This window comes from Dyadobacter sp. CY345 (assembly GCF_021502725.1).
Lineage (GTDB): Bacteria > Bacteroidota > Bacteroidia > Cytophagales > Spirosomataceae > Dyadobacter.
In genome coordinates, this window is record NZ_JAKFFS010000004.1 from 96,716 (window position 1) to 119,184 (window position 22,469).

The 22,469-nt window shown below is 40.7% G+C and carries 18 protein-coding genes; 14 read left to right on the forward strand and 4 right to left on the reverse strand.

The window, feature by feature from the left end; genetic code table 11:
* Positions 1 to 25 precede the first annotated feature (25 nt).
* Both cysS and L0657_RS17655 read left to right on the forward strand, forming a co-directional pair.
* Positions 26 to 1,525: a cysteine--tRNA ligase gene (gene cysS / locus L0657_RS17650; RefSeq protein ID WP_235152079.1), complete on the forward strand. Its 1,500-nt coding sequence runs from the start codon at positions 26 to 28 to the stop codon at positions 1,523 to 1,525.
* Between the two features lie 4 nt (positions 1,526 to 1,529).
* A complete protein-coding gene (locus L0657_RS17655) occupies positions 1,530 to 2,549 on the forward strand; it encodes a M28 family peptidase (RefSeq protein ID WP_409015076.1) in 1,020 nt (339 codons plus the stop codon).
* 108 nt (positions 2,550 to 2,657) lie between these two features.
* Here the strand turns inward: L0657_RS17655 and pbpC are convergent, their stop codons facing one another.
* Positions 2,658 to 4,970 carry a penicillin-binding protein 1C gene (gene pbpC / locus L0657_RS17660; protein WP_409015077.1) on the reverse strand — a complete coding sequence of 771 codons (2,313 nt, stop codon included), beginning with the start codon at positions 4,968 to 4,970 and terminating at the stop codon, positions 2,658 to 2,660.
* 203 nt (positions 4,971 to 5,173) lie between these two features.
* Here pbpC and glpK point away from each other — a divergent pair, with 203 nt between their 5' ends.
* The 7 genes from glpK to L0657_RS17695 all read left to right on the forward strand — a co-directional run bounded on the left by glpK (position 5,174) and on the right by L0657_RS17695 (position 14,407).
* Positions 5,174 to 6,673, forward strand: a complete 1,500-nt coding sequence (gene glpK / locus L0657_RS17665) for a glycerol kinase GlpK (RefSeq protein WP_235152080.1) — start codon at positions 5,174 to 5,176, stop codon at positions 6,671 to 6,673.
* A 117-nt stretch (positions 6,674 to 6,790) separates the two neighbouring features.
* Positions 6,791 to 7,600 carry a 3'-5' exonuclease gene (locus L0657_RS17670; protein WP_235152081.1) on the forward strand — a complete coding sequence of 270 codons (810 nt, stop codon included), beginning with the start codon at positions 6,791 to 6,793 and terminating at the stop codon, positions 7,598 to 7,600.
* 148 nt (positions 7,601 to 7,748) lie between these two features.
* Positions 7,749 to 8,087, forward strand: coding sequence for an NADH-quinone oxidoreductase subunit NuoK (gene nuoK / locus L0657_RS17675; RefSeq protein ID WP_137338024.1), 339 nt, complete (start codon positions 7,749 to 7,751; stop codon positions 8,085 to 8,087).
* Between the two features lie 31 nt (positions 8,088 to 8,118).
* Positions 8,119 to 10,035, forward strand: coding sequence for an NADH-quinone oxidoreductase subunit L (gene nuoL, locus L0657_RS17680; RefSeq protein WP_235152082.1), 1,917 nt, complete (start codon positions 8,119 to 8,121; stop codon positions 10,033 to 10,035).
* Positions 10,036 to 10,107: 72 nt separating this feature from the next.
* Positions 10,108 to 11,556 (forward strand): NuoM family protein, encoded by a 1,449-nt coding sequence (locus tag L0657_RS17685; protein ID WP_235152083.1) that lies wholly within the window; start codon positions 10,108 to 10,110, stop codon positions 11,554 to 11,556.
* A gap of 90 nt (positions 11,557 to 11,646) precedes the next feature.
* On the forward strand, positions 11,647 to 13,044 hold the full coding sequence (locus tag L0657_RS17690) for an NADH-quinone oxidoreductase subunit N (RefSeq protein ID WP_235152084.1): 1,398 nt from the start codon (positions 11,647 to 11,649) through the stop codon (positions 13,042 to 13,044).
* 151 nt (positions 13,045 to 13,195) lie between these two features.
* Positions 13,196 to 14,407, forward strand: coding sequence for a polysaccharide biosynthesis protein (locus L0657_RS17695; protein WP_235152085.1), 1,212 nt, complete (start codon positions 13,196 to 13,198; stop codon positions 14,405 to 14,407).
* On the opposite strand, the gene L0657_RS17700 is transcribed toward L0657_RS17695, so the two are convergent.
* The gene (locus tag L0657_RS17700) at positions 14,397 to 15,299 is read right to left on the reverse strand and encodes an alpha/beta hydrolase (protein ID WP_235152086.1); all 903 of its coding nucleotides are present in this window, start codon (positions 15,297 to 15,299) and stop codon (positions 14,397 to 14,399) included. The two genes, L0657_RS17695 and L0657_RS17700, sit on opposite strands and share 11 nt — an antisense overlap.
* 425 nt (positions 15,300 to 15,724) lie before the next feature.
* Between L0657_RS17700 and L0657_RS17705 the strand changes: the two genes are divergently transcribed.
* The 5 genes from L0657_RS17705 to L0657_RS17725 all read left to right on the forward strand — a co-directional run bounded on the left by L0657_RS17705 (position 15,725) and on the right by L0657_RS17725 (position 20,374).
* Entirely contained in the window at positions 15,725 to 16,498 is a 774-nt protein-coding gene (locus tag L0657_RS17705) for an alpha/beta fold hydrolase (protein WP_235152087.1), read from the forward strand.
* A 114-nt stretch (positions 16,499 to 16,612) separates the two neighbouring features.
* Positions 16,613 to 17,284 carry a CBS domain-containing protein gene (locus L0657_RS17710; RefSeq protein ID WP_235152088.1) on the forward strand — a complete coding sequence of 224 codons (672 nt, stop codon included), beginning with the start codon at positions 16,613 to 16,615 and terminating at the stop codon, positions 17,282 to 17,284.
* Between the two features lie 78 nt (positions 17,285 to 17,362).
* On the forward strand, positions 17,363 to 18,244 hold the full coding sequence (locus L0657_RS17715; RefSeq protein WP_235152089.1) for an NAD kinase: 882 nt from the start codon (positions 17,363 to 17,365) through the stop codon (positions 18,242 to 18,244).
* 19 nt (positions 18,245 to 18,263) lie between these two features.
* Positions 18,264 to 19,274, forward strand: coding sequence for a dipeptide epimerase (locus L0657_RS17720; protein WP_235152090.1), 1,011 nt, complete (start codon positions 18,264 to 18,266; stop codon positions 19,272 to 19,274).
* The gene (locus tag L0657_RS17725; protein WP_235152091.1) at positions 19,271 to 20,374 is read left to right on the forward strand and encodes an aminotransferase class I/II-fold pyridoxal phosphate-dependent enzyme; all 1,104 of its coding nucleotides are present in this window, start codon (positions 19,271 to 19,273) and stop codon (positions 20,372 to 20,374) included. The genes L0657_RS17720 and L0657_RS17725 overlap by 4 nt, the downstream gene beginning before the upstream one ends.
* Before the next feature lie 33 nt (positions 20,375 to 20,407).
* On the opposite strand, the gene tatC is transcribed toward L0657_RS17725, so the two are convergent.
* A complete protein-coding gene (gene tatC, locus L0657_RS17730; protein WP_235152092.1) occupies positions 20,408 to 21,268 on the reverse strand; it encodes a twin-arginine translocase subunit TatC in 861 nt (286 codons plus the stop codon).
* Between the two features lie 136 nt (positions 21,269 to 21,404).
* Positions 21,405 to 22,433: a pyruvate dehydrogenase (acetyl-transferring) E1 component subunit alpha gene (gene pdhA, locus L0657_RS17735; protein ID WP_235152093.1), complete on the reverse strand. Its 1,029-nt coding sequence runs from the start codon at positions 22,431 to 22,433 to the stop codon at positions 21,405 to 21,407.
* Between the last annotated feature and the right edge of the window lie 36 nt (positions 22,434 to 22,469).

Here is a 22,469-nt window from a genome sequence, read left to right on the forward strand (position 1 = left end):
TTGATTACAAGAAAGTAAAATATTCATGACTGATAAAACTTACCAGCCCCTTAAAATATTCAATACACTTACACGTAAAAAGGATTTGTTTGAACCGCTTGCTGCGCCTTATGTGGGCATGTATGTCTGTGGGCCAACGGTTTACAACAACGTTCACCTTGGAAATATCCGGACTTTTCTATCCTTTGATATACTGTACCGTTATCTGACGCATATTGGCTATAAAGTGCGATATGTAAGAAATATTACGGATGTTGGTCATTTGGTGGGTGATGGTGACGAAGGCGAAGACAAAATTGGCAAAATGGCGAAGCTGCAACAGCTTGAACCGATGGAAATTGTTCAGCGCTATACCAATGATTTTCATGATGTTACGGCTGAATTTAATTTGTTGCCGCCAAGTATCGAACCGACTGCAACGGGACATTTGATTGAACAAATTGAAGCGGTTAAATCACTAATCGAAAAAGGCGCGGCTTACGAATCTAACGGTTCAGTTTATTTTGATATCACAAAATATAATGACGCCGGAAATGAATATGGAAAACTTTCTGGAAGAATTCTGGAAGATCTTCTGAATGAAACGCGTGATCTGGACGGACAGTCCGAGAAACGTAATCCGCTTGATTTTGCGCTCTGGAAAAAAGCAAGTCCTGAGCACATCATGCAATGGGATTCTCCATGGGGAATGGGTTTTCCTGGCTGGCATTTGGAGTGTACTTGCATGAGTGCCAAATATTTAGGCAAACAGTTTGATATCCATGGCGGTGGAATGGATTTAAAATTCCCGCACCACGAATGTGAAATTGCGCAGGGAAGAGCGTTGACCAACATCGAACCGGTTCGTTATTGGATGCATACGAATATGCTGACGGTAAACGGACAAAAAATGTCAAAATCGCTGAACAATTCATTCCTTCCAAGTCAGTTATTTTCAGGAGATCATGAATTGCTGGACCAGGCTTATAGTCCGATGACCGTTCGCTTTTTTATGTTGCAGAGTCAGTATAGAAGTACGCTTGACTTTTCTAACGATGCCTTAAAAGCGGCTCAAAAAGGATATAAAAGATTGGCAAATGGTATCCGTTTGGCTAAAATGCTAAAATATTCTGACGAGGAAGTTGCTCGTGACGATAAGAAAATTGAAGATATAGAAAAATCAATTCAGGGTTTCTACGACGCCATGAATGATGATCTGAACACGGCTGTGGCCATTGCCAATCTGTTTAATATGTTGAAATACATCAATATGCTGAACATGAACCAGGTGAAATCAGCCGCTTTGGGTGAGTCAACTTTTACATCTTTGCTGGAAAACTTTATTGTTTTTATAGAAAATGTACTTGGGGTAAAAGAGGAGCTTAGCGAAGGACACGCGGTGCTGGACGGCATGTTAAATCTTTACCGCGAATACAAAGCGGTTCAGAATTACGAAAAAGTGGATGAGATCCGTACTTATTTCAAACTTCAGGGACTTGCGATCCGTGATAGCAAATTGCGTGTGGATTGGGCATATGAAGAGTAGGAAAATGAGAAAAAGTGGATTTTTGAGTTCCGTTTTGATGGCTTATTTTTTGACCTGCACATTATTTTTGTATTGCTGTAAGTCAAAAACGAGTTCAGAACAGGCCACAGAACAAATAGAAAAGTTAGTAGCAAGTCCGGCTTTTAATGCAGATTCAGCTTTTCAATTTGTCAGAAAGCAGGTTGAATTTGGAGCGCGGGTGCCCAATTCGCCTGCGCATAAAGCGTGTGGCGATTATCTGGTTGGGACTTTTAAAATGTTTGGACTGGAAGTAACGGAGCAAAATTTTACGCCTACGACTTACGATGGTAAAAAATTAAATGCCAGAAATATTATTGCCAGTTTCAACCCAAAAGCGACTAAAAGAATTTTGCTGACTTCGCACTGGGATTCCCGTCCGTTTTCTGATCAGGATTCTGTTTTAAAGGATAAGCCTGTTTTGGCAGCAAATGATGGTGCGAGCGGAGTAGCGGTGCTACTTGAAATCGCAAGAGTGCTTTCTTCTTCCGGAAATAAATTAAATCTGGGTGTAGATATAATTCTTTTTGATGCCGAAGACTGGGGCAATTCTGAAAAGGCGACGGATAAGTTTGGCGGTTTTTGTTTAGGATCTCAATACTGGGCTACGAATAAACATATTCCAAATTACACGGCTTATTTTGGTGTATTGCTGGATATGGTAGGAGCGAAGGGAGCTACTTTCCCGAAGGAGGGTTATTCAGTAAGTATGGCGGAAGGCGTAGTTCGGAATGTTTGGGGAATTGCCAGTCAGCTTGGATATAGTAATTATTTTATTGACAAAGCAGGTCCATCTATTACAGATGATCATATTCCAGTCAACGAAACGGCTAAAATTCCGATGATTGATATTATTCACATCAAACAAAATGATCCGGAACGGACGTTTTTTGATCAATGGCATACAGCGCATGATGATCTCGAAAATATAGATCCGAAAACTTTGCAAGCAGTTGGACAAACTTTGATCCAGGTTTTGTATCAGGAGAGTGAAGCTGTGCTTTAAGTTTTAAAAGTTTCACGCAAAACAAAAAAGTTGAAACGCTAAGACCGCTAAGTTTTTAGTCCATAGCGGTCTTAGCGTTTTTCTCTTTGCGTCTTTGCGTGAAACCCTTTAAAGCTTCTTCACCAAGATTGAAATATCCGAATTCCTCCCCTTATCATCACTACAAGAAATCTTAACCCGCCCAACCGGCGGACTAATAAATACCGCTTCATGCGGCGCAGAACGTTTCACGAGCTTATCATTCACATACCAAAAAACCTCCTGCACATCATTCCCTGTCTGGCAGCTTAACTGAATTTGCTGCGGCTCACTCGTTTGAATAAAATATTCACTTCCGTCATTCGGGCTAATGATCAAAGGCGAACCTTCCCGGAAAACCCTTTCGCAGGAAGGGTTATGCGAAGGCAATTTCTGATATGGAATTTTTTTTGATTCGTAATATGCAATCAATTCCGGAGCCAGATTGGGATATGTTTTTTTAACGAAACCACTTTCAGGCAGACAATAAGTACAATAAGAAATTCTCGAAGCCTGATCCGTAAAAACATATCGCAGGTGCTGACATTTTCGATAAGGAGAAACACCCATGATGAAGTAATCCGTAATCTGATGATCACAGAAATCAGCTGGAATGTCTCCGCTGATTGCACAGATTTTTCGTAGCGACACATTTTCCGGCATTTGATACCAGCTATTGGTAGCATTATAATCCAGCGAATTGAAGATTGAAAACAACAAGGGCGTAGCAGTATTCGCACCACTTAACTCAGGAACACCTTCACCGGAAAAATTTCCAACCCAGACGCCAATCGTGTATTTTCTATTATAACCAATACTCCACGCATCCCGCTTTCCATAAGACGTTCCGGTTTTCCAGGCGATTTTCGGTAGGTGATAAGTATTGTCAAAGTTTGTAGGCAGGTCGGGGCGGGTGACTTGCGTTAAGATGTTATTTAAAAGAAATGTCGCTTCTTTTGAAACAAGTTGTTCGCCTTTTTTAGAAACTGGCGTTTCTCTACAATACTGTAATTGTTTTAATTCTCCTTCGTTCGAAAAAGCTGCAAAAAGTCGGGTAAGCTCTTCCAGCGTCACGCCGCAACCTCCCAAAATCATGGATAATCCCAAATCTTTGGATTGTTTTCTGATTGTTTGAAAATCTGCTTCTTTCAATTTATCAATCAAAGCCGGAGTGCTCACTTCCTTCAAAATCTTGACTGCCGGAATATTCAGGGAATTGGCCAAGGCAAATTCCGCTGTAACCTGACCGTTAAAATGCTGATCAAAATTCTCGGGTTCATAACCGCTGAAATTTGTCGGAACATCATTTAGAGCTGTTTTCGGCGTAATAATTCCTTTATCAAAAGCGGTCGCATAAAGTATCGGTTTCAACGTACTTCCGGGAGAACGGATTGCCCGGATTCCGTCCACCTGTCCGCCGTCATAAGGATTGTTAAAATCAGCCGAACCGACATAAGCTTCAACCGCCATCGTTTCATTGTTAATAACCAAAACCGCCGCATTATGAATATTCATACTTTGCAGCCTGTTGACATAATTTTTTACCTGTTCTTCAATCTGTTTTTGCGTCTGGATTTTTATGGTGGTATTGATAATTGGCTCGTCAGGAAAATCTTTTTTCAAACGCTGCGAAAGGTGAGGTGCCTGTTTTGGCGCGGTCAGCCTTTTGACAGTCAGAGGCTCTGCCATAGCATCCTGAATTGTGTTTTTATCAAATAAATTTTCATTACCAAACCGTGTCAGCCATTGATTTCTGGCCATTTTCAACGCATCATTTCTCGTTCCAGGCCGTAAACTTGACGGCCGGTTTGGAACAATGGTAAGTGCAGTAATTTCCGCCAGACTTAACAGCTGAGGAGTTTTACCAAAATAGAAAAGTGAAGCCGCTTTAATTCCTTCAATATTCCCACCATAAGGCACCAGATTAAGATACAATTGAAGAATTTCATCTTTTGAATAATGTAATTCCAGCTGCATAGCCTGGAAAGATTCAGTCAATTTATTCAGGTAAGTTCGTTTTTTAGGCTCCAATAACCTGACAACCTGCATGGTAATGGTTGAAGCGCCAGAAGTTCTTTTACCGCTAAAAATATTTCTACCCGTCGCACGAAGCATTGCAAAGGGATTTATGCCGGGATGATAATAGAAATACTGATCTTCCTTATGGATAAGGGTTTTCTGTAAAAGCGGTGTGATTTCAGAAATGTTGGTATAAAGCCGCCATTTGTCATCCGGACTTAAAAACGCATGTAAAACGGTGCCGTCATTGGCGGTGATTTGGGTTGCGTATTGGACTTTTGGTTTGAATGGGAAGAGGAGGTCGAGTAGAAAAAATGCAGTGATAAAGCAGCCCAATGTAATGGCTGCCTTTTTTATGAAAGATTTATTAACGGATTTTAACAACAACAATTTGATTTAAATTATAAAAAGAGAGTTTCAATAACAGCTTAAATCATAAAAGATCAATCAGGTTTGTGAAAATATGATTTAAGGATTTGAAGTGTATAAAAATAAATATTCCGATCTAATTTCCTTCCATTTGCCCATCCCGCCAAAATTTCCTTATTTACTGACATATTACAAATAAAGACAATCATAATACCATTATGTCAAAATATATTGCGGCTATTGACCAGGGAACAACGAGCACACGTTGCATTCTATTTAATCATCAGGGAAATATTGTTTCCGTCGGGCAAAAGGAGCACGAACAGATTTACCCGCAGCCGGGTTGGGTTGAACATAATCCGGAAGAAATCTGGAAAAATACGCTGGAAGTAATTGCTATTTCCCGAATAAAAGCCTCTGCCACAGCCGCCGATATAGCAGCCATTGGTATTACAAATCAAAGAGAAACAACGGTTGTCTGGAATCGCCGGACAGGAAAACCATACTATAACGCATTGGTGTGGCAGGATACCCGAACGACGGATCTGGTAGCAAAATATGAAAAAGAAGGCGGACTAAACCAGTTTCGTGATAAAACTGGACTTCCGGTTTCAACTTATTTCAGTGGTTTAAAATTAAAATGGCTTTTAGAAAATGTGGAAGGATTGCGTGCAGACGCGGAAAAGGGTGAAGCCATTTTTGGAAATATTGATACTTTTTTAATCTGGAACCTGACAGGCGGAGGCCATGGTGGAATTCATGTTACGGATGTTACTAACGCCAGCCGGACGCAATTGATGAATCTTCGGACTTTGCAATGGGATCAGGATATGCTGGATGCTTACAATATTCCTGCAATTATGTTGCCTGAAATAAAAAGCAGCAGCGAGGTTTATGGCACGGTGAGCAATGAGGTTTTGCCAGGCGTTCCTGTGGCTGGTATTCTGGGTGACCAACATGCTGCGTTGGTCGGACAAACCTGTTTTGAACCGGGTATGGCTAAAAATACCTACGGAACCGGTTGCTTTTTAGTAATGAATACCGGGACAGAATTGAAAATGTCTGATAACGGTTTGTTAACTACCATCGCTTATAAATTTGGAAACGAACCTGTTCAGTATGCATTGGAAGGCAGTGTTGCGGTAACCGGTGCGCTGGTTCAATGGGTGCGGGATAATTTGGGATTAATTAAAAGAAGCAGTGATATCGAAAGTCTGGCGAAGACAGTTGAAGATAACGGTGGTGCCTATTTTGTTCCCGCATTTTCCGGATTATATGCACCTTACTGGCGGAATGATGCACGTGGTGTCATTGCCGGTTTGACCCGTTATGTTACGAAAGGACATATCGCCAGGGCAGTTTTGGAAGCAACTGCTTATCAGACGCTGGATGTTGTCAATGCGATGGAGCAGGATTCCGGTATTAAATTATCTTCACTGCGTGTCGATGGGGGAATGGTTTTGAATGAGTTGTTGATGAAATTCCAGGCTGATATGCTCAATACGCAAGTCGTTTCTCCGGCAGTTGCAGAAACAACGGCATTGGGTGCTGCTTATGCGGCAGGACTTGCCGTTGGTTATTGGAAAAATACAGACGAACTGAAAAGTAACTGGGCCATTGCACATACCTGGAACCCGGATATGGACGAAACAAAAAGAGAAACATTATATAAAGGATGGCAAAAAGCGGTAACAAAATCATACGCCTGGATGGATTAATAAAAATTTAATGCATGAATGAACTATTTTATAATCTGTATAAACTAAACTCTTTTGTTGGCCTGTGTTCCTTTAAAGCGTAACTTCGCGCCGCGAAAACCTAATTAAAGTAGCCTTATGCATACCCTCCATCTTAAAAAGCCACTCGCTTTTTTTGATCTAGAAACTACCGGTGTAAACATTGCCCGGGATCGGATCGTAGAAATTTCGGTGGTGAAGGCTCTGCCTAATGGGGAAATGGAAATTCGGACAAGACGCGTCAATCCTGAAATGCCTATTCCGCTGGAAAGCAGTCTGATACATGGTATTTATGATGAAGACGTAAAGGATGCGCCGACCTTCAAAATGTTTGCAAAAAACCTTGCAACGTTTCTGGAAGGCTGTGATCTGGCCGGATTTAACAGCAATCGTTTTGATATTCCAATGCTTGTTGAAGAGTTTTTGCGGGTTGGTGTTGAGTTTGATATCAAAAACCGCCGTACTGTGGATGCACAGCGGATTTACCACATGATGGAGCCGAGAAATCTTTCTGCTGCCTACAAATTTTATTGTGATAAATCGCTGACAGATGCACATAGTGCCGAAGCAGATACGATAGCAACTTTTGAAGTTTTGCAGGGTCAAATCGCTCGTTATGAGGGTCAAAAGGTAATTGATTCGCACGGAAAAGAATTGGGAACGGTAGAAAATGATGTTGCCGCCTTACATGCTTTAACAGCATCCAAGCTTATAGATTTTGCCGGAAGAATGGTTTATAACGAGAAGGGTGAAGAGGTTTTCAACTTTGGAAAACACAATGGAAAACGTGTTGCGGATGTCTTGAAAAGCGAGCCATCTTTTTATGATTGGCTTATGAAAGCAGAGTTTCCATTGGATACCAAACGCAAGTTGACAGAAATAAAATTACGCGCTTTAACACAGAGATAATATAATAGGTACGCTTAACATTTGAGTAAGCGGTATTTATGTCTATTTTTGCCCGATAAGTTTCAGTGATGAAGGTAGAAAATACTTGATCCTGAAAATTTTAAATCATTGACTATTTTAAACGAATACCCATTTAGGTAAATCTGCTATGATCCCGAACCCGAATATACCAGAGGTTATTCAGAATGTCCCACTTCAATATTATCTCATCCTCAGCACATTACTTTTTGTGATTGGCATTATTGGCGTACTCACGCGTCGTAATGCGATCATCATTTTCATGTCTGTTGAGTTGATGTTAAATGCAGCCAACATTTTATTGATTGCTTTTTCATCCTACCGGTCGGATCCTTCCGGGCAGGTTTTCGTGTTTTTTATCATGGCTGTGGCCGCAGCAGAAGTAGCCGTTGGTTTGGCGATTATCGTTATGATTTACCGGAATACGCGAAATACGGACATCGGTTTCCTTAATAAATTGAAATGGTAAGCCTTATTGGTTAATATACAAAATATAGAATATGTCTGCTTCATTACTAGTTCTGATTCCATTATTACCTTTTCTCGGCTTTCTGATCAATGGTATCGGATTCCGTACTATACCAAAAGGTGCCGTTGGAATAATCGGGTCATTAGCTGTTATCGGTAGTTTTGCTCTTTCTCTGAATGCATTTAACGCATTTGTAGCTGCGGGAAGCACCCCATTCGTTCTGCCTCTTTTTGACTGGATCACTGTTGGCGATCTTAACATCCCATTTTCTTTCCAGATCGATCAGCTTTCGTTATTGATGTTGATGATCATTACCGGTGTAGGTTCGCTGATCCACATTTATTCAATTGGCTACATGAAACATGACGAAGGTTTCGGTAAGTTTTTTGCTTATCTGAACCTCTTTCTTTTCTTCATGTTGCTGCTCGTTCTGGGTTCCAATTATGTGATTATGTTTATCGGTTGGGAAGGTGTAGGACTTTGTTCTTATCTACTGATCGGGTTTTGGAATAAAAATACAAACTACAACAACGCTGCACGTAAGGCGTTCATCATGAACCGTGTAGGTGATTTGGGTTTCCTTTTAGGAATTTTTACAATCATCGCTACTTTCGGTTCAGTAGAATATCTTGAAGTGTTTAGTAAAGCCACAGGTTTTCAGGTTGGTGATCCTGTAATCATTGCGATTACCTTGTTTCTATTTATTGGAGCCATGGGAAAATCAGCACAGATTCCGTTATATACCTGGTTACCAGATGCGATGGCGGGACCAACACCGGTTTCTGCACTTATTCACGCAGCAACGATGGTAACGGCCGGGATTTATATGGTGATCCGTTCCAACGTCCTCTATTCTCTTGCGCCTTCGACGCTTGAACTGGTTGGAGTTATTGGTGGTGCCACAGCGCTTTTCGCTGCGTCGATCGGACTTTTACAAAACGATATCAAAAAAGTACTGGCTTATTCTACCGTGAGTCAGCTAGGTTATATGTTCATGGGTTTAGGCGCGATGGCTTATTCTGCCTCGATGTTCCATGTAATTACCCACGCATTTTTCAAAGCATTATTATTCCTTGGAGCTGGTAGTGTGATCCACGCCATGTCCGACGAACAGGATATCCGTTCAATGGGCGGTTTGCGTAAAAAACTTCCTATCACATTCCTGACATTTTTAATCGCAACCATCGCAATTTCAGGGATTCCGCCATTTGCAGGTTTCTTCTCAAAAGATGAGATTTTAGCGCATGTTTTTGAGCATAACAAATTACTTTGGGTAGTTGGTGTATTGGGTTCGTTGATGACTTCCTTCTATATGTTCCGTCTGCTTTTCCTTACTTTCTTTGGGAAATTCCGCGGAACGCACGATCAGGAACATCATTTACATGAATCGCCTGCTTCGATGACAGTTCCTCTGGTAATCCTTGCCATTCTTTCTGCTTTGGGTGGATTTATCGGAGTGCCGGAAGCTTTGCATGGAACGCACAAACTCGCTGAATTTATGAGTCCTTTGTATGAAGGTTCTCGTCAGGTTAATCCTGAAGCTTTCCTTCCAACAACTTTATCGCATTCAGAAGAATATATTCTGATGGCTGTTTCGGTTGGCGTTGCTTTAATTTCTCTGATTATTGCATACGTGATGTATGTTCAAAAGGAAAATGTGCCGGCTCCGGACTCGGAAGAAAAATCAGCGGTTCAGAATTTGATTTACAACAAATATTACGTTGATGAACTTTACAATGCTGTTTTTGTAAAACCAATCAAATCACTATCCAACGTCCTTTACAGTTTCGGTGAATTTTTCATTGATCTTTTTGTGAATGGCACAGCAAGGCTTATTGCTTTTCTGGGAGGATTGTTACGAAAAACTCAAACGGGATCAACCGGGGATTATGTATTTGCCATGGTTCTTGGAATCGTAGTGATTCTGTTCTGGAAGCTGTTGTTATAGGCATTTTGTTGAAACTGACATATTAAATATTTATACCGTTCACCATTTATTGCTGACCGTTGACTTGAAAATATGCTTACTCTTCTTTTAATACTTTTGCCCATTGTGGCCGGCGTTATTACCCTCTTGGTTGGAGCTAATCTGGCGAAACAGGTAGCCTTAGTCGGCGCTCTTGCGGAGTTAGGACTTGCTCTTTTTGTCTGGTCTCAATTTGATCCGGCGGCCGGGGTTCAGTTTGGTTTTAAATATCATTGGCTTGCATCCGCAGGAATTTCGTTTGCCGGCGGATTAGACGGAATCAGTTTGGTGCTGGTATTATTAACAGCTTTTCTGACACCGCTGATTATCCTTTCGACTTTCAACCACACTTATAAAAACAGTGCTGCATTTTATTCGTTAATTCTGTTTATGTCAGCTGCGCTTGTGGGTGTTTTCACTGCCACAGACGCTTTCTTATTTTACCTTTTCTTCGAAGCAGCACTTATTCCGGTTTATTTCCTGGCCGCTGTCTGGGGTGGAGAAAATCGTTTGAAAGTAACGTTCAAGTTCTTCATTTATACCATGTTCGGTAGTTTGTTCATGCTTGTTGCATTGATTTATTTATACTACCAGACGCCAGGAACGCATACTTCTGAAATAACTGCTTTTTATAACTTACAATTAACTGCCAAGGCACAAGGATTTATATTCTGGGCTTTCTTTGTAGCTTTTGCTATCAAAATGCCATTATTTCCTTTCCATACATGGCAGCCTGATACTTACACAGAAGCGCCAACACCGGCGACGATGTTACTTTCCGGTATTATGCTTAAAATGGGGGTATATGGTTTGATCCGTTTATTACTTCCTATCGTTCCGCTTGGTTTACAGTCTTATGGAATGCTTGCCGTGATCTTATCGGTGATTGGAATTATCTACGGTTCGATCATCGCCATTCAGCAGCGTGATATGAAACGCCTGATCGCTTATTCTTCTTTCGCTCACGTTGGATTGATGGCCGCTGGTGTTTTTGCCGCCTCAACAAATGGTTTGCAGGGCGCGATGATTCAAATGCTGGCTCACGGTATCAACGTCGTTGGTTTATTCTTTGTAATTGATATTATCCTTTCCCGTACCAAAACGCGTAGTCTGGATCAGTTGGGTGGTATTACGCAGGTTGCGCCTCAGTTGAGTGTATACTTTTTGATCATTCTTTTAGGAAGTGTCGCATTGCCTTTGACCAACGGATTTGTTGGAGAATTTCTATTGCTTTCCAGTGTTTTTGCATTCAACGGTTGGTTAGGTGCTATTGCAGGTCTGACGATCATTCTTGGATCAGTATATATGCTTCGTCTATTCCAAATGTCAATGTTCGGACCAAAATCCAAATGGGTTGAAGGTTTCCAGGATCTGACGTTTAGTGAAAAAGCAGTTTTATTGCCTTTGGTGATTATGGTGTTATGGATTGGAATTTACCCAAATACATTTTTGAGCATTTCCGAACCAGCTGTAAATAATCTTTTGCAATTCGTAGGGAAATAGTTTCTAAGGAAAAAGAATAATTAATATAGTCTGATAGCCGAAAGCCGACCGCCGAAAGCTACTATTAATGACAAACGATAATAAATAATTATGTATCCCATTGTTTTGTTGTCAGTTCTTGGAATCGTAACACTCTTCTTAGGGTTCTCGAAATCGAAGAATATCTTATTGCCAGCTGTCCTGCTTTTCCTTGCCATTGCTTTGGCGGGTAATTTCTTTGAGTGGAACAAAGGGCCGTTGTTATATTTTTACGATATGTTCCGGGTTGATAACCTGACACTGGCCTTCAACGGCATCATTCTGGCCTCTGCTTTTATGATCGTTGCGATCTCCGGGGGTTTTCAGGATAACGCAGAAGCTGAACCGGCTGAGTATTATGCTTTAATGCTTTTCTCTCTGGTCGGTGCCATTATGATGGTGGGTTTTGAGCATTTGATCATGCTTTTCATCGGGGTTGAAATACTTTCTGTTGCCATGTACGTATTGACAGGTAGCAACAAACGTAATTTGCGTTCGAACGAAGCGGCATTGAAATACTTTTTGATGGGAGCATTTGCAACCGGCATCATGCTTTTCGGTATGACATTACTATACGGAGCAACCGGCTCATTCGAATTAAATGATATTCAGGCCTTCGTTTCTACAACACAACAAGCCGCTCCTTCTTACATTTTATATGCAGGATTATTGTTGTTATTAATAGGAATGTTATTCAAAGTTTCTGCTGCTCCTTTCCACTTCTGGACACCGGATGTTTACGAAGGAGCACCGACAATCTTTACAACGTTCATGTCAACGATTGTAAAAACAGCCGGTTTTGCAGCACTTTACAGATTATTATCACATTCATTTACCGGAGTATACGGTTTCTGGTGGCTTGTAATCGCAGTTATTGCTATTCTTACGTTATTGGTTGGAAATATCGGTGCAACAACACAGAATAGCTTCAAACGGATGATGGCGTATTCAGGGATTTCCCACGCGGGATATTTGCTGATTGCATTAACAGCCCTTTCGAAACCAACACAAAATGCAATCGTATTTTACTCACTGGCTTATTCACTTTCAACAATTGCAGCGTTTGGTATATTAATGTTGGTTTCTAAACAAAGAACTTTTGAAGGGCAGCCGGACGAGCGTTACGATGCCTTCAACGGATTGGCGAAAGAAAATCCTTTCCTTGCTTTTGTATTAACTGTTGCGATGTTGTCTCTGGCAGGTATTCCATTAACAGCAGGTTTCTGGGGGAAATTCATGGTATTCAGCAGTGCTGCGGAACGCGGGATTATCTGGGTGCCGGCAATTGCAGTTCTGATGTCAACTGTTGGTATTTATTACTACTTCCGTGTAATTATTGCATCATACCTGAAAGAAGGTGATATCGCGGAAATTCGCGTTGCGCCGTTTTATAAAATTGTTTTAATTCTTGCTACGGTGCTAACCATCGTATTTGGTTTGGCTCCTGGATTGTTAGAAGGGATTTTTTAAAAGATAGATAGCCAAAGGTTTAAAGAGCTGCGCTTCGGTGTGGCTCTTTTTTTGTTACTTTTTACCCAAATTCCCGTAAGGATATAACAACTCCCCCAACGTCTCTGAAAATCTTCACTAGTCTATAATTACACGTTTAATTATTGTTGCTATGACAGATTTCTCTTCGAATGAAATACCTCAATTTAATGAAGATTTTAGGAAATCCCGTTATCATCAAAACCTTCTGAATTTTAAACTGGAAGATCTTTTGGATCGGGAAGCTATCAACCTTGATAACAAGAATATCAGTGAATTTATTAAGAATAAAAGAATCCTGATCACAGGCGCGGCCGGATCAATCGGGAGAAATCTTGTGAAACAGATTATTTTATTCAAACCAAAAAGACTCATTTTAATTGATAAATCGGAATCTGCTATTTATGAACTGGATGAAGAGATTAGGGAAATGCGGATTTCTGGAATAGAAATAGTTTCATTCATAGGCGATGTTTCAGATGACAAGCGGATGAAGCCTTTGTTTCAAAAAAATCAACCTCAGATTATTTTTCACGCAGCGGCTAACAAACACGTACCTCTTCTCGAAAGAAATGCGTACGAAGCAATCAAAACAAATATTTTTGGAACAAAGGTGCTAGCGGATCTTTCTGTTGAATTTTGGGTAGAAAAATTTATTTTGATATCCACAGATAAAGCTGTAAATCCGTCGAATGTGATGGGCGTGACAAAAAGATTTGCAGAAATAATTTTGCAAAATCTCAATAAAACCAATAACTCCACACAATTCATCGTAACGAGATTTGGTAATGTCTTGGGTACAAAAGGCTCTGTTATTCCTGCTTTTAAAAAACAAATTGACAAAGGCGGCCCGGTGGAAATTACGCATGCCGACGTAAAACGTTATTTCATTACGATGAATGAGGCATGTCAGTTAGTGCTTGAAGCAGGTGCGACCGGTCATGCCAATGAGATATTCACTTTGGATATGGGAGAGCTGGTGTTACTGAAAGCACTGGCGGAGAAAATGATTCGTTTAACCGGTCTTCAGCCAAATGATGATATTGAAATTATCTATATCGGTCTGCGGCCAGGGGAAAAGCTTGTGGAGGAGAGGTCGGGAATTGATGAAGAAGATACACCGGCGCATCATCCGAAACTAAGGATTTCCCGGTTAGCGGTAGTGGATGGATTTGAAGTTGGACATGTGTTGACGCAACTTGAAAAGGCGCTTGATACCGGCGAGGATAATGAAATGATACAGATCCTGAAAGATACAATCCCTGAATATATCAGCCATAATTCAGAATTCGAAAAGCTCGATATCCTACGGGCTGTAAAAGCTGAAAAGAATATTACGGAATAAATTGATTCGTTTTCATCCAGTTGATACAACGCGTAAACCATTCATCAAAAGGCGGCGTTTTCAAAAATCCATGTTCTCCTTTGGAATAAATATGCAGATCCGATGGGTTCTTGAATTTATTTAAAGCCTCATAAAAAATGAGACTGTTTGATACAGGAACCACCGTATCATCTCCGGCATGTATAATAAATGCAGGTGGCGTTGATTGATTCACTTGCAATTCATTGGAAAAATATTTTATCTGCTCTTCAGTCGGTGTCGATCCTAATAAATTGCTGCGTGAACCTTTGTGCGTCGGAGCTTCCAGAAAACTGATTACCGGATAAACCAGAACCATAAAATCAGGCTTGACGCTGGTATTTTCTTTATTTTCGATAACAGATTTATCAAAATGAGTTCCCGCAGTGGAAGCTAAATGTCCGCCAGCTGAAAAACCCATAATCCCGATTTTACCCGCATCAACATTCCATTCCTTCGCTCTTTCCCGAACTAATTTAATCGCCTGCTGCGCATCCTGCAAAGGTGCAATTGACTTATCCTCTGAAAATTTGTCGCTAGGAAGTCGGTACTTTAAAACAAACGCCGTTATGCCAACCTTATTAAAAGCTTTTGCTACTTCATAACCTTCTCTTTCAATTACCAAAACGCCGTAACCGCCACCGGGGCAAATAATCACAGATGTGCCATTTGCAGTTCCTTTTTCCGGAAGAAAAATAGATAGGGTAGGTATTGAAACGTTTCTGACAATACCTTTTTCAGTTGTCTCTTCATCCGTAGCTGATTTCGCATTAGGGATTTTTCCTGAATAAAGAGGGATAACCTTTTGTGCAAAGGTTATGGTTACTGAACATAAAAAGGATACGAATAAAAAAGTAAAGCCGGAGCGGTTCATAAATAATATCAGTTCTTAGTTTAAAAACCAAAGAGGACATCTTTGAAAATTATAACACGACCAAAAAGTGGCAGCATTCTTTTGTTTTCTTCGTTTTAAGATAGCCGTAACCAACCTAAGACAATTTATACCTGGATTTACCCATATAAAATACGATCCATTCGATAAGATTACGGTTCGCCGGAACTAATATCCCAAATTGCACCTTTCTATGTAAAATGTATTGATATTGATATATTAATATAATATTTACAAGAAAATAAAATGATATTAATTGTCTGATAGCTTCGGACAATCTAAAAAAAAGAACTAGTTTTGTATACTATCGGAAAGGTAATTTCATTATCCCACTATATTTTTAGTCGAAATAATTGAACTTTTTCGCTTTTAAAGAAATTCTGAATAAAATAACCCCCGGTAACAGAATGAAATACGAGGTACATGCTGAAGGCAAGTTTCAATTCATCGACGAAGGAAAGGGCGAAACGTTACTGCTATTGCATGGGCTTTTCGGTGCTTTGAGTAACTGGGATGGAATAATTGAGTGCTTTTCCGACCGCTACCGCGTACTTATTCCCCTGTTGCCGATCTATGAGCTTCCTCCGCGTGAAGCTGGTCTGGACGCTTTACTGGACTTTCTCGAAGCTTTTGTTGTGTTCAAAAATCTGACCAATATGACAGTTTTGGGGAATTCTCTGGGAGGACATATTGGTTTGCTTTATACTTTAAAGAATCAGGAAAATGTTCAGCGTCTGGTTTTAACCGGAAGTTCAGGGCTTTTTGAAAATTCTATGGGTGGTTCCTTCCCGAAACGAGGAAGTTATGAATATATCAGGGAACGTGTGGCATACACTTTTTATGATCCGGAAGTTGCGACGAAAGATTTGATCGACGAAGTTTTTGAAACAACTTCAAGCATCCCAAAGTGCATGAGTATCGTAGGTATTGCAAAGTCGGCGCAACGTCATAATCTCGCAAAGGATTTATATAAAATCAAGGTTCCGACGTTATTAGTATGGGGACTGAATGATACGATTACACCGCCTCACGTAGGTTACGAATTTAATCGCCTTATTGCAGGGTCAGAATTGCATTTTATAGATAAATGTTGTCATGCTCCGATGATGGAACATCCCGACAAATTTAATGTCATAGTAGAACGCTTTTTAGAAAAACATGTGTCAGTTCCGGTGGAATAGTCATTTTTCGAAGAGCCTTTAACGGCTCTTTTTTGTTTTATAAATATTCTTTTTACAAGAAAGTTGACAGGTAATTAGTTTTTTCATAGATTAGACAAAAACACCTTTTCAGTTATGCTAGCTGCAACGTTAATTAATCCCATGATTCCGATACTGAAACTTACCGATACGGTAGGTACAGCTATGGACTGGATGGATGAATTTCGGATCGGGCAGCTTGTCGTGGCCGATGACGGAATTTATAAGGGAATTGTTTCGGAAGATATTCTTTTTGATATAGCCGATTCTACGCAGCCCATTTCCAGAATTATTATTCAGCATCAAGATGTTTTCGCTTCCGAAGATAATCATCCTTATGAGCTGTTAAGGCTTGTCAATGAATTCGGGCTGGATATTATTCCAGTGGTTCATGAAGGAAAGGCAATGTCCGGAAGCATTTTAGTTAAGGATCTGGTGGAACGCTTTGTAAGTGAACTCGGTATCCAGGAAAAAGGCGCAGTGATTGTGCTGAAAATTGCAGAGCGTGATTATTCTCTTTCTGAGATCAGCCGCCTGATTGAATCGAATGGTACGAAGGTGCTCAGCAGTTATTATTCTTCCAGCGAATCTTTGCATCCGGCCGATCATTCTCTTCTTACTTTGAAGCTGAATCGTACAAATATAACGCCGGTAATTGCGACGCTGGAACGCTTTGGTTACGATATTGAAGAAGCGCATGCCAACGATCCGATCGAAAGTGTCGATCAGGAGCGCCTTGATATGTTACTTCGTTATTTAGCCACCTAATTTCCCGGAATAGTACATTGCCAATCGGCATTTTGTCCCGTATCTTTCGGGCATAAAGGATCACATACTTTTTCTTTCATGAAAATAGCAATTCACGGACGTAACTTTACTGAATCTGCCCGCCCGTATATAGAGTCTATGTTCGGTGAGTTGTCTCGTCGGAAAATCGATGTTCAGCTTTCGGCAACATTCAGATCGTTTTTGGATGAGCAGAATATTCAGCATTGTTCTCATATGGTTTATGGAAATCCTAACGAGCTCTGCGATGCGCGATTTGTTGTAAGTATGGGCGGCGACGGAACTTTGCTCGAAACAATTTCGCACGTTGGAAAAAGAAGAATTCCAGTTATTGGTATCAATGTAGGCCGTTTAGGATTTCTCGCAACGGTTTCTCCGGAGCGCATATCCGATATGATCGAGGCATTGGAAAACAATCAGTACAAGATTGACGAAAGAACTTTAGTTAAAGTTGAATCTAATATCGATTTATTTGAAGGAAGAAATTTCGGTTTGAATGATTTCACCATCACCAAAACGGATACGGCCTCCATGATCACGGTTCATACGTATCTGAATGACGAATTTCTTAATTCATATTGGGCAGACGGGCTCATTATTTCAACGCCGACAGGATCGACAGGTTATTCTTTAAGTTGTGGCGGACCGGTGTTGGTGCCGCATTCCCAGAATTTTATTATAACGCCAGTTAGTCCGCATAATCTGAATGTGCGCCCTCTGGTTGTGGAAGATTCCTCGGTAATCCGTTTGGAAGTAAAAAGCCGAAGTAATAATTTCCTGGTTTCCATGGATTCGCGTTCGAGAGTTGTGGATGAAGTTACCGAATTGACTGTAAGCAAAGCAGATTTTACAGCACGATTGATCAAAATGAGAGACGACAGTTTCCTCGATACCCTGCGCAGTAAATTGTCTTGGGGTCTTGACATGCGAAACAGATTATAATCTTCTTTAAAAATACAGCATGCAGCTTTTTTTTCATCCCTTCAATCTTGAACTAAAACATACTTTTACGATTGCACACGATTCCCGCGATGTGCAGCCAACACTTATTGTAGAATTAAGGGATGGTGATTTTCGTGGGTTCGGAGAAGCGACGTCGAATCCTTATTATGGTGTTACGATTGAAAAAATGATCGCTTCACTGGAAAGTATACGCGCTATTATCGAGGCGGACGAGTTGGCTTCTCCTGAAATTTTGTGGGCGAAGGTAAATCCTTACCTGGCGGATGATTCTTTTGCGCAATGTGCCTTGGATGAAGCTGCAAACGATCTTTTTGCCAAGAAAAGTGGTGAAAAACTTTACGAAAGCTGGGGTTTATCCATTGATCATAATCCTCTGACAAACTTTACAATCGGAATCGATACTGTTGAGAAAATGGTATCCAAGATGAAGGAACTTCCCTGGCCGATTTATAAAATAAAATTAGGCACGGATGATGATCTCAAAATTGTAAGAGAACTCCGGTCACATACCACTGCAACTTTCCGGGTAGACGCAAACTGCGCTTGGTCAGCAGAACAGACTATTCGTTTTTCAGGAGAGCTAAAAAAGTTGGGCGTTGAATTTATTGAACAACCGCTTGCTGCTGATGATATCGAAGGAATGAAACAGGTTTTCGCTGAAAGCGCGCTGCCAGTCATTGCGGATGAAAGCTGTATTCTGGAAAGCGATGTAATAAAATGTAAAGGGCTGTTTCATGGCGTCAATATAAAACTCACCAAATGTGGTGGGTTGACTTCTGCAAAACGCATGATTGCCGAAGCAAAAAGCCTGGGCATGAAAACGATGGTTGGTTGTATGACGGAGTCCAGCGTTGGAATTTCGGCGATAGCGCATTTGCTTCCGCTACTTGATTATGTCGATATGGATGGTTCTTTATTGATCAAAAATGATCCGGCAACGGGTGTAACTTTTGATTATGGTAAAGTGATTTATGCTGCACAAAATGGAACAGGCGCGTTTCTGAAATGAGCATATATCCAGCCAGTCATCTTCCTAACCGGAAAGTTTTACTAAATAATGGTAAAGAATATCTCTGGTTTAGCGGGACGGATTATCTGGGCATGGGCCACCACGAAGGTTTCCTGAATTATCTGCACGAAGGAATTTTGACTTATGGAACACATTACGGAAGTTCCAGAAATAATAGCCTTAGACTTACAGTTTACGACGAAACTGAAACAGCACTCGCAAAATTTTCAGGAGCTCCTGCCGCTCTCACAACGTCGTCAGGCATGTGGGCCGGACAATTGGTTGTGAAGGAATTGCAGGGAATTATCAAATCATGCTTTTCGACAGAGAACGTTATTTCGCCAAGAGTTCACTATCATTATGCTCCGAGAGTTCATCCTGCGTTATGGGGAGAATCTTATGAAGTAGATAATTCAACCTGGGAAGACTGGGGAAAAAAGACAGTTCTGGATATTCAGGAAAGTAACCACGAAGACATCCACATTCTTTTTTCTGATTCCGTAGGTTCACCCTTTGTCGAACATTTCAATTTTTCGATTTTTGATAACCTGCCTTTTGATTGTCAAATTCTTCTGGTTGTTGATGATTCGCATGGTTTTGGCGTGTTAGGTCAAAATGGAACAGGAATTTATCGGGAATTATCTGCTATCCGGCAGGTTCAACTAATTGTAGTTTCTTCTTTGAATAAGGCTCTGGGAATTCCTGGCGGCGTTATTTTATGTGAAGAGCGGATAATTTTAGGAATTCGGCAAAGTCCTTTTTTCGCAGGCGCATCACCAGCGGCCCCGGCTTATATTTATGCTTTAAAAAAGTTGTTGGAAACCAATGCTTATACGCCAGTACATCAAAGGCTTTTGGAGAATATTCACGATGTCACAGCACGTTTAACAGGAACAAATCTTTTTGTTTGTAAAAACAACTATCCCGTATTTTGCAGTCTGGATAGTAACCTTTTTGATTTTTTGGAAACAAATGGGATATTGGCGTCTTGCTTTTCATATCCTCAACCAACCGATCCACCTGTCACCAGATTAGTGATCAGTGCATTACATCAAAAAGAAGACCTCGACCGATTGGCCGAGGTCTGTATAAAGTTCTAAATTTCATCTTTAATCAATGCCTTAAACCGCTGATTATAGTGGTCCTTGCATTGCTTTTTCTTCACGCAATTTTTCCCGCTCGATTTTTGCAGATACGAAAATACTGACTTCGTAAAGCAATAATAGAGGAATTGCAACCAGAATCTGGCTGTAAATATCTGGGGAAGGCGTAATGATTGCAGCAACGATCAAAATTACGATCATGGCATGTTTACGATATTCACGCATGAAACCTGGCGTTAGTACCCCAACTCTTGAAAGAACAAATACAACGATAGGTAATTGGAATGCAATACCGCAGGCAAGTGTTAGAGTGGCAACTGTCGAAATATAAGACGAAATATTGAACTCATTGGCAATGGACTCATCCAGCTTGTAATTCGCAAGGAAATTAATTGCCAAAGGTGTCACAACAAAATATCCGAAGAATACCCCTGAGAAAAATAGTATCGTTACAAAAAATACAGCTCCACGTGCAGATCTTCTTTCAGATGCCTTAAGACCTGGTTTGATAAATCTCCATATTTCCCAAAAAGCATAAGGGAAAGCAAAAATTAAACCCACGATTATTGAAGAAGTTAATCCCATTGTAAACTGGTCTCCAACACCGATACTCTGGATTTTAAAATCGAGCGCTTTAATACACAGGTCTTCGTAACCAACAATTACGGACAATTTACACATCATTTTGTAAGTCCAGAAATCCGGCTTCGACGGGGCAAGAATTACGTAACGGTAAATTTCTTTGATGTATATATAAGCAACAATGGCAAAAACTAAAATGGATCCTACTGCACGAATAACATGCCATCTTAATTCTTCAAGGTGTCCGATAAATGACATCTCCTGGCCTATTCCTTCTTCTTCTTGCTCGAAATCTTGATCTAAGGGCATACAATTTTTAGGGATTGATCACTATATACGGAAATAATGGCTATTGCGATCTTTTTAATTTGCTAAAAGTCGAAATTACTCAAAAAACCCGTCGGATCATTTCGACGGGTTTTTTGAGTAACGTTATAATCAAAAATTAATCCATGATGAATGGATAATCATTCTCAGCGTAAACATCTGTATATGCTTCTGATGCATCCGGGAAATCCGAATCTTCAGCAAACTGTACTGATTCCGCTACGATTTCTTTTACTTTTTTGTCGATCGCTTCAAGATCTTCTGCCGTTGCAAGATTGTTATCCAAAATCACAGCTCTGATCTGCTCGATCGGATCACGGTGTTTGTATTCCTCAACCTCTTCTTTCGAACGGTACTTTTGAGGATCCGACATTGAATGTCCACGGTAACGATAGGTACGGAATTCAAGGAAAGTTGGTCCGTCGCCTTTACGTGCACGTTCCGCTGCGCGGGAAACTGCATCATGAATCGCTTCAACACTCATACCATCCACTGGTTCCGAAGGAATATCGTAAGCCTCTCCCAATGTGTAAAGTTCTGTAACATTGGATGAACGCGCCACAGAAGTTCCCATCGCATAACCATTGTTTTCAACAACGAAAATAACAGGCAGTTTCCAGGTCATCGCCATGTTCAGCGCTTCATGGAAGGCACCCTGGCGAATCGCTCCGTCACCAAAGTAACAGATGCAAAGTTTACCTGTTTTGTTATACTTTTCAGCAAAGGCAATACCTGCGCCCAAAGGAATTTGTGCACCAACGATACCATGTCCACCAACGAAGCCATTCTCTTTATCGAAAATGTGCATAGAACCACCTTTTCCTTTGGTTGTTCCTGTTTTCTTTCCGTAAAGTTCGGCCATAATTGCTTTTGGATCTGTTCCCAGAGCCAAAGGAATACCATGGTCACGATAAGCGGTAATGTATTTGTCTCCTTTGGTCAAGGCCGTAGCTGCTCCTGAAGAACAAGCTTCCTGCCCGATATAAAGGTGGCAAAAACCGCGGATTTTCTGCTGTCCGTAAAGTTGGCCAGCCTTTTCTTCAAACCGGCGTTGTAATAACATGTTCTCGAACCAGAACATATAGCGTTCTTTCGAATGCTGTAATTTGGGAGCTGATGCTTTCTTTTTTTCAGTAACGGTGGCCATGTATTTGGTTCTCGTTTATAAAGACAGAACTTTGTC

Bases quoted from the DNA above. Each gene is read 5' to 3' on its own strand.
- tatC (WP_235152092.1), bottom strand. From the start codon at position 21,268: ATGCCCTTAGATCAAGATTTCGAGCAAGAAGAAGAAGGAATAGGCCAG.
- L0657_RS17685 (WP_235152083.1), top strand. From the start codon at position 10,108: ATGCTTACTCTTCTTTTAATACTTTTGCCCATTGTGGCCGGCGTTATT.
- L0657_RS17670 (WP_235152081.1), top strand. From the start codon at position 6,791: ATGCATACCCTCCATCTTAAAAAGCCACTCGCTTTTTTTGATCTAGAA.
- L0657_RS17695 (WP_235152085.1), top strand. From the start codon at position 13,196: ATGACAGATTTCTCTTCGAATGAAATACCTCAATTTAATGAAGATTTT.
- L0657_RS17690 (WP_235152084.1), top strand. From the start codon at position 11,647: ATGTATCCCATTGTTTTGTTGTCAGTTCTTGGAATCGTAACACTCTTC.
- L0657_RS17715 (WP_235152089.1), top strand. From the start codon at position 17,363: ATGAAAATAGCAATTCACGGACGTAACTTTACTGAATCTGCCCGCCCG.
- L0657_RS17710 (WP_235152088.1), top strand. From the start codon at position 16,613: ATGCTAGCTGCAACGTTAATTAATCCCATGATTCCGATACTGAAACTT.
- L0657_RS17700 (WP_235152086.1), bottom strand. From the start codon at position 15,299: ATGAACCGCTCCGGCTTTACTTTTTTATTCGTATCCTTTTTATGTTCA.
- L0657_RS17725 (WP_235152091.1), top strand. From the start codon at position 19,271: ATGAGCATATATCCAGCCAGTCATCTTCCTAACCGGAAAGTTTTACTA.
- nuoK (WP_137338024.1), top strand. From the start codon at position 7,749: ATGATCCCGAACCCGAATATACCAGAGGTTATTCAGAATGTCCCACTT.
- nuoL (WP_235152082.1), top strand. From the start codon at position 8,119: ATGTCTGCTTCATTACTAGTTCTGATTCCATTATTACCTTTTCTCGGC.
- pdhA (WP_235152093.1), bottom strand. From the start codon at position 22,433: ATGGCCACCGTTACTGAAAAAAAGAAAGCATCAGCTCCCAAATTACAG.
- glpK (WP_235152080.1), top strand. From the start codon at position 5,174: ATGTCAAAATATATTGCGGCTATTGACCAGGGAACAACGAGCACACGT.
- L0657_RS17705 (WP_235152087.1), top strand. From the start codon at position 15,725: ATGAAATACGAGGTACATGCTGAAGGCAAGTTTCAATTCATCGACGAA.
- cysS (WP_235152079.1), top strand. From the start codon at position 26: ATGACTGATAAAACTTACCAGCCCCTTAAAATATTCAATACACTTACA.
- L0657_RS17720 (WP_235152090.1), top strand. From the start codon at position 18,264: ATGCAGCTTTTTTTTCATCCCTTCAATCTTGAACTAAAACATACTTTT.
- L0657_RS17655 (WP_409015076.1), top strand. From the start codon at position 1,530: ATGAGAAAAAGTGGATTTTTGAGTTCCGTTTTGATGGCTTATTTTTTG.